Origin of the sequence: Borreliella mayonii (assembly GCF_001945665.1) — a bacterium.
Classification (GTDB): domain Bacteria; phylum Spirochaetota; class Spirochaetia; order Borreliales; family Borreliaceae; genus Borreliella; species Borreliella mayonii.
Genome location: NZ_CP015780.1, coordinates 1 through 11,699, shown reverse-complemented (window position 1 = coordinate 11,699; position 11,699 = coordinate 1). Strand labels below are relative to the sequence as shown.

The 11,699-nt window shown below is 26.8% G+C and carries 11 protein-coding genes; 5 read left to right on the top strand and 6 right to left on the bottom strand.

The window, feature by feature from the left end; genetic code table 11:
• Positions 1-3: 3 nt before the first annotated feature.
• Genes Bmayo_RS00055 through cdaA form a run of 3 tightly spaced genes read right to left on the bottom strand, consistent with a single transcriptional unit; the run spans position 4 to position 2,154 of the window.
• Positions 4-378 (bottom strand): holo-ACP synthase, encoded by a 375-nt coding sequence (locus Bmayo_RS00055; RefSeq protein WP_075551747.1) that lies wholly within the window; start codon positions 376-378, stop codon positions 4-6.
• Positions 375-1,379 carry a CdaR family protein gene (locus Bmayo_RS00050; protein WP_075551746.1) on the bottom strand — a complete coding sequence of 335 codons (1,005 nt, stop codon included), beginning with the start codon at positions 1,377-1,379 and terminating at the stop codon, positions 375-377. Before Bmayo_RS00050 ends, Bmayo_RS00055 begins: the two co-directional genes overlap by 4 nt.
• A 4-nt stretch (positions 1,380-1,383) precedes the next feature.
• Positions 1,384-2,154, bottom strand: a complete 771-nt coding sequence (gene cdaA / locus Bmayo_RS00045) for a diadenylate cyclase CdaA (RefSeq protein ID WP_075551745.1) — start codon at positions 2,152-2,154, stop codon at positions 1,384-1,386.
• Between the two features lie 111 nt (positions 2,155-2,265).
• Between cdaA and Bmayo_RS00040 the strand changes: the two genes are divergently transcribed.
• Genes Bmayo_RS00040 through trpS form a run of 3 tightly spaced genes read left to right on the top strand, consistent with a single transcriptional unit; the run spans position 2,266 to position 5,327 of the window.
• The gene (locus Bmayo_RS00040) at positions 2,266-3,123 is read left to right on the top strand and encodes an HAD family hydrolase (protein WP_075551744.1); all 858 of its coding nucleotides are present in this window, start codon (positions 2,266-2,268) and stop codon (positions 3,121-3,123) included.
• 57 nt (positions 3,124-3,180) lie between these two features.
• Entirely contained in the window at positions 3,181-4,269 is a 1,089-nt protein-coding gene (locus tag Bmayo_RS00035; RefSeq protein ID WP_075551743.1) for an AI-2E family transporter, read from the top strand.
• Positions 4,270-4,271: 2 nt separating this feature from the next.
• Complete coding sequence (gene trpS, locus Bmayo_RS00030; protein WP_075551742.1) at positions 4,272-5,327, top strand: tryptophan--tRNA ligase; 1,056 nt, start codon at positions 4,272-4,274, stop codon at positions 5,325-5,327.
• A gap of 62 nt (positions 5,328-5,389) precedes the next feature.
• Here the strand turns inward: trpS and Bmayo_RS00025 are convergent, their stop codons facing one another.
• Positions 5,390-7,183, bottom strand: a complete 1,794-nt coding sequence (locus Bmayo_RS00025) for a phosphoglucomutase (RefSeq protein ID WP_075551741.1) — start codon at positions 7,181-7,183, stop codon at positions 5,390-5,392.
• A gap of 138 nt (positions 7,184-7,321) precedes the next feature.
• Between Bmayo_RS00025 and Bmayo_RS00020 the strand changes: the two genes are divergently transcribed.
• Positions 7,322-8,791, top strand: a complete 1,470-nt coding sequence (locus Bmayo_RS00020) for a UTP--glucose-1-phosphate uridylyltransferase (RefSeq protein WP_075551740.1) — start codon at positions 7,322-7,324, stop codon at positions 8,789-8,791.
• The gene (locus Bmayo_RS00015) at positions 8,779-9,807 is read left to right on the top strand and encodes a glycoside hydrolase family 3 N-terminal domain-containing protein (protein ID WP_075551739.1); all 1,029 of its coding nucleotides are present in this window, start codon (positions 8,779-8,781) and stop codon (positions 9,805-9,807) included. Before Bmayo_RS00020 ends, Bmayo_RS00015 begins: the two co-directional genes overlap by 13 nt.
• 106 nt (positions 9,808-9,913) lie before the next feature.
• On the opposite strand, the gene Bmayo_RS00010 is transcribed toward Bmayo_RS00015, so the two are convergent.
• Entirely contained in the window at positions 9,914-10,495 is a 582-nt protein-coding gene (locus tag Bmayo_RS00010) for a hypothetical protein (protein WP_075551738.1), read from the bottom strand.
• Positions 10,496-10,578: 83 nt separating this feature from the next.
• Complete coding sequence (locus tag Bmayo_RS00005; RefSeq protein WP_075551737.1) at positions 10,579-11,478, bottom strand: P12 family lipoprotein; 900 nt, start codon at positions 11,476-11,478, stop codon at positions 10,579-10,581.
• Positions 11,479-11,699 lie beyond the last annotated feature (221 nt).

Below are 11,699 nucleotides of genomic sequence, written 5' to 3'. Positions count from 1 at the left end.
GAATTAATTTTCTACCATTACAAATGCAATAGCATACTCCTTTTCATGGGATATTGTTAGGTATAGCTTTAAATTCATTTTTATTGCAATTTTTTCAATTTCATTATGCAAACAAAACTCTGCATTTCCTTTTAAAGATTTTATTACCTCGATATCTTTAAGGCTGTAATGTATTTTATATTGCAACAGTGGACTTAATGCTTTAATTAAAGATTCTTTAGCTGCAAATTTTCCAGCTAAGCTTTCTATAATGCTGCCCCCTTTTAATTTAAAATTTTCAATTTCTTTATGTGTAAAGAACCTCTCCATTTTTTTTTTATTTTCTAAAAAATTTTTAAATCTTTCTACTTTTATTATATCACATCCTATTGACTTCATGGTTTGATCTCTGAGCTTTCAATTATTTCTAGTTTTATTTTTTTTGGTTCATAATCATATATTTCTGTTTCATTGATAGTCTCTTTAAGAATTATATTTGTGGCAATGTTATAAATCCCGGGAGTTTTTATATTTGCTAAATCAAAAGCAAGGCTTATATTTTGATTGTTTATATGGGTTTTAATTTGTTTTTCAGAAAGCCTTGTTTTTATTTTTACAAACATTTTGTTTTCTGGGTTTATTATTTTTTCTTTATCTTTAATCTCAAGCCCATTTTTTAGATTATTAACAATAAAATTAGGAGATTTTATTGTTGTGTTTGAATATTTTTTGTTTAAATAAATATTGATTACCACATGGCTTTTTTCAAACATAACTAGAGGATTTGGAGGAACTACTTCAAGATAATCCGATACAAATAGAGTTCTTGTATCAAACTCTTTTACGTTGGTTTGAATAGTGTTTATTTTTTTAAGTTCTTGTTCAGGCCCATATACTAATAAATGTTCTGGCAATATATTGTATTTTGCAATAAAATATTCTCCCTTTCCATCTTTTTCTATAAGTTTAAACTTGGGCTCTATTTTAACTAATTTAGAGATTTTGTTATCAAGATTTAGCAATACATTTGTTTTTGAAAGTTTATATTCTGCGATGTGTATTGAGTTAAGATTTTTTATTTTTATTGGTAGCTTGTATTTTCCAGGAATTTTTATTTTTGATGCTTCAATAAATAATATTATTTTATTAAGATCAAGGTATTTTAAGTCATCTTTGTTAACTTTTATTGTAATCTTAACTTTGCTAAAGTCTGGCATTTTTCCAAGAGCTATTTGATCATTCAAAATAATTTTGAATTCTTTTTCAGTTGTTATTGATTCTATTTTATTGAAATTAAATGCTACAAACATTAAAATAGCTATTAAAATAGAAATGGCTTTGTTTTGCCAATCATCAAATAGTAACTTTATTATATTTATTATTTTTTTGCCTATTTTCATTATTTTACTCTATTAACGCGAGATTTAACTTATTTCTAATTTCGCTTAAGCTTAAATTGTATTCCAATTTTGCATTAATTGTAATAGAAATAGATCCTGTCTCTTCGGAGGTTATTATTGTTATTGCATCAGAATTTTCAGAAATTCCAAGTCCTGCTCTATGCCTTGTTCCAAATGCTTTGCTAATAGAATCAACATTAGATAATGGTAAAAATGAACCTGCATATTTTAATTTATTTTTACTAATTATTACAGCTCCGTCGTGAAGAGGAGTTTCGCGCTCAAATAGTGATATTAGTAGTTCACTAGATATTAGCGCATCAATTTTAGTTCCTTTGTTTATTATTTGCTCTAACTGTATTTTTTTTTCAATGCATATCAGGCTGCCAGATTTGTTTTCAGACAGGTGTTTAACTGCTTTTAGGATTTCAGAAATAACTTTTAAAGTTTCTTCTTTTTTATTTGAAAGCTTAAAAGCTAAATTGAAATTTCCAATTTGCATTATTATTTTCTTTATTTCTTGATGAAAAAGCATAACTATTGCTATTGGTAATATATTGGCTATATAATTTAACAGCCAACTAATGGTATGGAGATTTAAATAATATGAGATAATTCCTATAGAGATGATGATCAACATTCCTTTTAATAGATTTGTAGAATAAGAATTGATTACGTTTTTGTATATGTAGTATACTAGTATACTAATTAAGCTTAGATCTAAAATTCTTGAAAAAGTATCTTTTATTTGATTTAAATCATTTATGTCCATCATAAATTTTCTACTCAATGTGAAAACACTGTACTTATTAACCTATATTAGTATAATATAAAATATATAAATAAGCACAGTTTGTAATTATTAAATTAAATTGTTTTTGAATTTATGAATGAAAGAGAAAATATTATAGCTTTAATATTTGATTTTGATAATACTCTTATTTATGGTAATATGCAGCAAGTACTGTTTGATGAGTATTGTGTTGATTCTTGTTCCTTTTGGAGAGAAGTTGAAGGTTTAGAGCATGTTTATAGGCAAAACGGTTATAATATAATTTCTAATGAAATGATATATTTATCCCATTTTTTAACCTACGTAAGGGAGGGGGTTTTTAAAAGTCTGGATAATAGAGTATTGTTTAATTTGGGTGCTAAATTAAGATTTTTTGAAGGGGTTATTGGTTTATTTGATGAGATAGCTGAAATAAATAAGAAGCTGGAAAATAATAATTCGCAGGTTAAAATTTACATTGTTTCAAGTGGGTTTAGACAAATGATTTTGGGAAGCAAAATTGCGCCTTATGTAAGCAAAGTGTGGGCATGTGAGTTTATAGATTCTTATTTGATGCCTTTTTACGAACTCAGAGATGATAAATTTTCTAAAAATAAGATTTTAAGCAGTGTTTGTTACTTTGTAGATCATACAATAAAAACTAGAGTTATTTTTGAAATCAATAAAGGTTCTTATGAGAAGATTAATGAAAGAATACCAAAGAGTAAAAGACAAATTCCTTTTAAAAATATATTTTACATTGCAGATGGATTTAGCGATATTCCAGCATTTGAAATCTTAAATAATATTCTGAAACATTGTAGAAATACCTTGACAGTGTATCATGGAAATGATAAAAATGCAAAAAAATTGTTTTATGAGAATAGAGTGGGAGATTTTGCTGAGGCCAATTATAGTAAGGGCACTAAATTGTATAATTGGATAATGGAGAAAATTTGCTTGAACGTGTAATCTATTTAATTTACTTTTGTTTGGTTAATAAAAGCAAAAAAACGAAAAGAGAGGAATATGCTTGAAGATTTAAATACAAATCAAGGGTTAAGGCCCTGGAAAGTAGAATCTGTTTTTTATTGTATTGTTATAGTTTTAATATTTATTGGGGCTTTTAAAATAGCAGAAGCCGTATTTAAACCTTTGGCTATTTCCATAGTATTAGGATTTTTGGTTTATCCTGTTTATACTTTTTTAGCAAGATTAAAAGTTCCAAAATTTTTAATAGTTTTTATTATATTCTTTTTATTATTTTCTTTTTCTTATTTAATTTTTAGTTTTGTTTATTACAGCGTTACTGTTTTAATGAAGCAATTGCCCTACTATCAAAATCAATTGGCATTTATTATGAAAGATGTGCTTAGTAGATATAAGGTTGATAGTTCTGTTATTAATAGTATGAATTTCTCTGGTTATATATATCCGTTTCTAACAAGAGCTTCTAATGAAATTATTGGATTTACAAGCAGCTTAGTAGTAGTCTTTTTGTTGTTATATTTTTTGCTTTCAGAAATACATGTTTTTGGAATGAAGCTTGATAAAGCTTTTAAAAAGCCAGTATCTACTAGATTTATTGGGGCCCTAGATACGATTAATAATCAAATTGGCAAATATTTGGGGATAAAAATTCTTGTGAGTTGCTTAACAGGCATTTTGGTGTTTATTGGATTAACCTTATTTGGGCAAGACTTTCCTCTTGTCTGGGCAGTTCTTACTTTTGTTTTCAATTTTATTCCTAGCATTGGGTCTATATTAGCTGTGTTTTTTATTGTAATAACATCTTTAATTCAATTTTATCCAAATTTAAATATAGTGCTTTATATTTTTATATATAATACTTCTATTCAAATGTTGATTGGAAATATTCTTGAGCCAAAAATGCAGGGGAAAAGACTTGATATTTCACCATTTTTGCTTTTATGTTTTTTGTTTTTTTGGGGATGGCTTTGGGGTATTGTGGGTCTTTTAATAGCTTATCCTTTTACTGTGATTGTAAAGGTAATAGTTGACAATGTAAGTTGGTTAAAGTCTTTTTCTGTATTTCTAGGTGGTTCTGAGATTTTAAATAATATTAGCCATGTTTCTCGCAAAGGTAAGGAGATTTGATTTTGAAAAGAAAGGTTATGCTTACGGGAGATAGGCCCACTGGTTCTCTTCATTTGGGGCACTATGTAGGATCTGTAGTAAATCGGTTGAAATTTCAAGAAGAGTATGAAACATATTTTATTATAGCCGATTTACACACTTTGACTACAAAGCCTGATTTGAAGAGCATCAATACAATACCTTATAATGTTAGAGAAATGGTTTTAGATTATCTTGCTTGTGGGATTAATCCTGATAAGGTTAGCATATATCTGCAATCAGCTATACCAGAGCTCTTTGAGCTTTATTTAATATTTTCAATGCTTGTTACTGTTGCGCGCTTGCAAAGGATTCCAAGTATAAAAGATATGAGCATTGCGGCGGGACTTAAAGAGATTCCTTATGGTCTTTTAGGATATCCTGTTCTTATGAGCGCAGATATTTTAATGACAAAAGCAAATTTAGTTCCTGTTGGGCGTGATAATGAATCTCATATTGAATTTGCAAGAGAACTTGCAAGAAAGTTTAACTATTTGTACGAAAATAATTTTTTCCCAATACCCGAATCTGTTTTCACAGATTCTCGTCCTTTGGTGGGTATTTACGGCAAAAATAAAATGAGTAAGAGTCTTAATAATGCAATTTTTTTAAACGATGATGAAAATTTGTTAGAAAAAAAAATTATGTCTATGTATACAGATCCAAATAGAATAAGGGCAGATATTCCTGGTAATGTTGAGGGTAATCCTGTTTTTATTTATCACGGTATTTTTAATAGTAATCATGAAGAAGTTGAAGATCTTAAAATTAGGTATAAGAAGGGTAAAGTAGGTGATGTTGAGGTTAAGAAAAAATTGTTTTTAGCTTTGAATAGCTTTTTAAAACCAATAAGGGATAAAAGAAGTTTTTATGAAGCCAAAAAAAAAGATTACATTGATGAAATTATTTTTGATGGTACGAGCAAGGCAAGGTTTGTTGCAAATAAAGTAGTAAAAGATGTTAAGGATTTAATAGGACTTTCAAAAACTTGGAATGGAATAAAATATAGTGCTAAGAAAAAATTAAAAAATGAAGAATGAAAATTATTGATTTTATGCTAAACTTATATTGGTGATTAACTTATTATTTAAATCAAACAATGTTAATTATTAGGTAGATTTGCCTTTTTTATTAGTCTTTTGTTAAATTCTAGTAGCTTGAACAAAATATTTCTTTTTGCATAAATAACTTCGCTGAGTACTCTTGTTACTGGTTCTGTCTTTGAAATTCTCATCCATAAGGTTGCAACAATTTCTTTATTAGTTTTTAACAATACCTTTAATCCTCCCGAGGAATCTCCTGTTCTAATCTTAGATTGCCTTTTGCCTTCATAGTTAATGATTTCATAGTCAGTTATTGATAATTCTTGAAATAACTTATTGCTTTTTATCTCTTTAATCAATAGATTTTCATAATTGCTTTTTAAAATTTCTTGATTTTCTATTTTGAGATTTGTTAAATTAGCTTTCTTGGATGATACTATTACATTGCTATAAAAATTTGTTGTATTTAAAATATCTTTTAAGTCGTACTTTTCTTTATAGTAGTTTTTAGATAATTTGCACCATATTTGGTAAAGTTCTTTCATTTTTAATAATTTTACGATACTAAGTAGAGTAGTAATTGGGTCTCTTACCCTTGAAGAATGGATTATACAGCCCCCATTTGATCCTTCTCCTGAGATTTTTACAATTAATCCCTGAGCTCTTAAATCATCTGCCATTTCTGTTAGATTAGCTTCTCCAACTTCTACTCTATAAACTTTTGCGTTGAAAAAATTTGCAATTTTTTCAATATTTAGAGATGTTGCATCATTGGTTACTATTGCTATATTATTTTTTATTCCTGTGTAATAAAGATAGCTAAGCTCTGAAATTACTACAAGTGCAAATATTTTTTGTGCTTCGATGATATTTGCAGTGTTTGTGCCTTTATCTATAAACACCAGATTGCCCCTATCTCCATCACAATCTGGTACGTATCCTAGCTCAAAAGAATTGTCTTGTATATATTTATTTTGTAGCAGCTTTTTACATTCATTTAAAGATTTTCCTTCAGGAATAATATTATGCTTAAAAATGCCTATTTCGTCATTATATAATTCTATTTTCAATCCCAAAGATTCTATCAATTCTTTATCTATTGAATTGATTCTAGAGCTTCCGTTCATTTCTGCTATTATTCCAATTGGATTTTTTAGTATTCTTTTCTTTAAAATTTCGATATTTTTATTGTTAATATCGTTTTCATATGCTATTTCATGTATTAATGATTTATATGCTTCGTAAGATTGGTTTTTATTTTTTCTTTCCAATTTTATTGTTTTATTATAATACTCTAAATGGGATTTATCTTCATCAAATTTGTTTAGAGCGTTAATTAAATAGTTTATTAGCTTTTCATTTTGGCTGTTGTTTTTAATTTGTTTTATTATTTCATGAGCTTTTGCAGAATTTAGTACTCCACCATCGTTTAAGCCTATTTTTATCCCATTGTACCCTATTGGATTATGACTTGCAGAGATGTAAATGAAGCCCTTTGAATCTTTGCTGTTTTTTATATAAGCTAAAATTTCAGTTATTGGAAGTATCCCAAAAAACTTAATCTTTTCTTTGTTTGTTATTAATATTTTTATTGTTATTTCTATAATAATGTTGCCAGTTGGTCTTGAGTCTAATCCTAATCCAATACAGGGCTTGGATTCATCTTTAAAATAATTTGATATTGTGAAGATTATTAGTGCTATTAGCACTTTATCTTCATTGTTTATTTCATTTTCCATTGAATCTTCATTTTTTGATTTTGCAAAAATTTTTCTAAATCCTGAAGGAGAAAATATCATCTCATCAAAAGCTTTTTTAAAATTTTTCATGTTCAGTGAATATTGTTTAAGCATATAAATAGCTATCTCATTGATATTATAGCTATCTTATTGCTATAATATCAATGAGATAGCTTATATTATTATACTTAAAAATTTGTTTTTTTGCTTATATTAAAATAAGCTTTTCTTTAAGGGTTTTAGTTTTAACTGATGGATTTTAAAGTTGATAAAATTTTTTCTGAAATGATACTTGAAAAACTTAATTCTGGTGAGATAGGGATTAATGATTTTGAATCCATTAAGTATTTTCCTTGCGATAGCCATGAAAATATTTTTAATATTTCGGATAAAATTTTGAGGTTTAAGTTTGACAAAGGTTTGGTTGAAGATAATTTAAAAAAATATTTTCATGATTTTTCTAAATTTTTGCGCTTAGAAGAAGGTGATTGTTATATTTTTTCTTCTTGTGATCTTGAAAATTTGGGATTAATGCTTTTCCCATATCTTTCTTTTGGAATCTTAAATGGGGGCTCTGCAACAAGTTATTTTGATTTAGCTAAAAATAGGGCATTAAATGAAGATTTATATGTGCTATATGAATCTAAAATACTTGAATTTAAAGAAAAATTTGGAGAATTTCCAAAGGGGATAACTCCAGCTTATATTAATAAAAACGGTAGTTTTGGATTCTCATTTTTGGCTTTGAAAATTAGACATCTTTTAATGGCTTCTAAAAAATATGAATCTTGTTGTGGCAAAAGGATCAAGCCCTCAATATTTCAAATGACTAGTTGTAAAACGGATGAATTTATTTCAAAATTTTTGGATGATTTATTTGCGGATGATTTGATTAAAAGTGTAAATTTTTGTAATTTTAAAAAAGAAGATATTTTTACAGCTGTACAACCTTTAGTTTATTGTTATGAAAAACTGAACAGCTCTAGTTATCAATATTTTACTCTCAAAGATAATAAAAATGGCAATTCTATTTTGGCTTTGCCTGCCGGTCATGGTCAAAATTTTAAAATTTTAAAAGATATTTATTTAAGGCTTTATGAATCTGGGAAAAGATTTATATACATTGGCAATGTTGATAATATAGGCTTTACAATTAATTTTAAAGCACTTGCTGTAATGGCTTTGACCAATTATTCTTCTGGGTTTGAATTTAGTTTTAAAAGCAAGGCAGATTTTAAGGGGGGGGTATTGGCAGTAAATAGTGAAAATCGTTTAACTTGTGTTGATATTGGTGGGGGGATTTCTTCAGAGATTGTGCAAGATTTTGAAAATAAGGGTAATAGGCTGTTATTTAATTGTGCAACTGGGCTTTTTAATTTAGAGTATTTGATAAAAAATATTGATGAAATAATAGAAAGAATGCCTATTAGAATTATAGAGCAAGACAAAGAAATTGGTAAATATATTTCGGTTGAGCAAATAACGTGGGAAGTGTTAAAATTAATGGAAAATCCATTAATTTTAACGGTTGATAGAAATAAAAGATTTCTTCCTGCAAAGTTATTTATTGACATGTTGCTTAATAGTAATCTTGAAGATGGATGTGAAGATTGTTGTAAGAAGGGGGTCAATAATTCTGCTGCTAAGAATTTTAGTGCTCTTTCTGATTTATTATCAAAAGATTACGGCTTGCTTTGTGGGCTCTATAAATGGACTTTTTGAAAGCTTTATCTTTTTTATTTTTTAGCTTTTTTTGTTTAAATTTATTTGCGATAGAATCTTTACCAGAAATAGATTATGAATATTTTAATAAGGATAAATCAGATCTTGTGGATTTGATTAAATTTTCGGGTGAATTTAATTTTCAAACTATTTTAAAAGATAGAAACTTATTTATTGGGATTAGAAATTTAACAAATTTTAAGAATGTTCAAGGGCTTAATACCGATGATATTAATAGAATAAAAAAGATTAATCCGATTGGTATAATTTTATTTAGAGAAAATTTAAAAGATGCTGAGCAGGCAAGAGGATTAATTAGTGCTATAAAGAGGTATATTGGGCATGATATTTTTATTGCTATTGATGAAGAGGGGGGGATAGTTAGTAGAGCTAGTGAAAATAAAAAAATGGGGGTTTATAATTTTCCGGCCATGGAGCATGTAGGGGGCGTCAAAGATTTGCATCTTATTTATAAAATTGGTGAAGTTCTTGCTAAACAATTGCGTAGATTGGGTATTAATTTAAATATGGCTCCAGTTGCCGACATGAAATTTGCACCACATACTCCTTTGCTAAATAGAACATTCGGAGGATATTCTGCTTATAATATTGGACTTATGGTAGAAGCCTTTATTGATGGTATGCAGAATCATGGAGTATTTTCGGCAATCAAACATTTTCCTGGATTAGGAGGAACAACTATGGATACACATAAATTTTTGGCATTTTTGCCTTATAGTAAAAGCTTTTTAATGCTAAATAATTTTGTTCCATTTGTTTTTGGTAGAGCTGCTAAATTTATCATGATTGGTCATGTAAATGTCCCTAAAATTTCTAAAGATATAACTAGCATGTCTAAAAGTATTGTTAATATTATAAGGGAAAATTTAAATATTGCTAGTATTATGATGACAGATTCTTATGATATGGGAGCAATTACAAGAAGTTTTTCTAATATTGAAAATGCTATTAAAAAGTCTTTAAGTTCAGGCATGAATATAGTTCTTATTCCTTAGTAAAATTGTTTTAAATATTCGTTTTTGAGCTTTGTTAATTTGTGTTTTAAATAATTGCTAATCTTTTGTTGAATTAAAAAAAAAAAGAAAAATGTTTAAAATTTTCTTATGACATAAATATAGAGATTCCTATATCTAAAAGAATAAATTCTTTAAAAGAAGTTGATAATTTATAGTAAATACTATAGTTATTAGGCGTGAAATCAATTTCAAATTTAAAAGCAATTAGGGGAAGGATTGGATATAGAAATGCATTAGTTGTTTTTCCTATAAATATAGTAGTTCTTAAGGTTAAATCAACTTGGGTTCCAATTAAGAATTTTATAGTAAGCGTATCAGCTAAAATTGAATATTTAGCGATGTAGATAGTGAAAACTAAATTGAAATAAGTATTTGAAATAAAATCTTTATTTATTGGGATAGTAAAAAAATTTATAGGGCTAAATTGTATTTCAATCCACTCATTATAAGATGTCAATATTCCGATAAATGCAATGTATTTGTAGTTTTCATTATAAAAGACAGGATTTATATAATTATGGTAAATTACACCTATTTTTATTTTTTTTTTAATTATATCTTCTTTGGGGAATTCCCAGTTAGAAGTGGTTAATTTATTTTGAAAACTAAATAAATTAACGCTATATATTAGGAATAATAAGATTGATAAAATGGTGCTATATTTCATTAGTATTTAGTTTGTATATTATATTATTATATAAATTTATTTCCACCTAAATTCCATAGAAATTATAGGTGGAATATTCTTTGTTATTTTTTATTGAGACTTTCTAAAACAGTTTTTGCATGTTTAATAAGCTCTTTTATTTCTTCCTTTCTCACCATTGGTTCAGCTTTTTTAAAGGCAAAAGATTCTAAATTACTTAAAGCACTTTTTGCGTCACTTAAAGCCTGTCTAGACAATTTTAATGCATAAGAAGATCTATTATTTTTACTCTCTAATCTTTTAATAATACTTTCTTTTAACCTTTTCTGAGCGTTGTCAAAAAAGAAAGCCGCAGAGCTTATTTCATTTTCTGCCATATCAATCATATTTATAAGCTTCTCAAGCTCACTATCTATCTTTAAATTATTTTGCAACAATTGTGTTAATTTATTTATCTTATCTCTATTGTTCTTATGATTCTCCATTAATGATGTTTTTTTATTGTTAATCTTTTCAATTACATCATACAAATCAGCTTTTATTAAAGCATATTCATCTTTAAGTACACGTACTTCTCTAATTAATTCAGAAAATTTAGAGTTTTTAAGAATATTTTCTTCTAAATATTTAATTGCTTCATCAGCTTCCTTTTCTTCATTAGTAGAAGGGATTAAATTCTCCCTTTTTATCTCTTTTTTTTGAGTATGCGCAATTGAAATATTATTTGGTATATTAACCTTATTCTTTGGTGATTCTGAAGGTATTATAGGCTCTATAGGATTAATTAAATCCTCATATTTCAATTCTCCAAAATTTTTAGTAAGGCTTTTTTGCTTTTTTTGATTATTATATAAATCATTAAGACCATCTTCTTGAACACTATCCGAAACCTCTTTTACATTATTGTTATTTTTTTGTTCTTTATTACTAGATAATTTGGAATCTAGATTACAAGACATCAATCCTCCCATTAATAATGTATATAAAAACAAACTTTTTCTCATAAAAATATTCTCCTTTTATCTAATTAAGAATAATTATTATAAATAATAATTATTCTTAATTGATATTATATATCAATTTGTTCTAATTACAATAAAATATAATATTTTTATTTATATTTTATTGTAATTAGATGTTTAAGATTTTTGTATAACAAAATGTTAAGTGAAAAGATTATATAAATTAGTAGTATATATCTATTTATACTAATTAATAATAAATA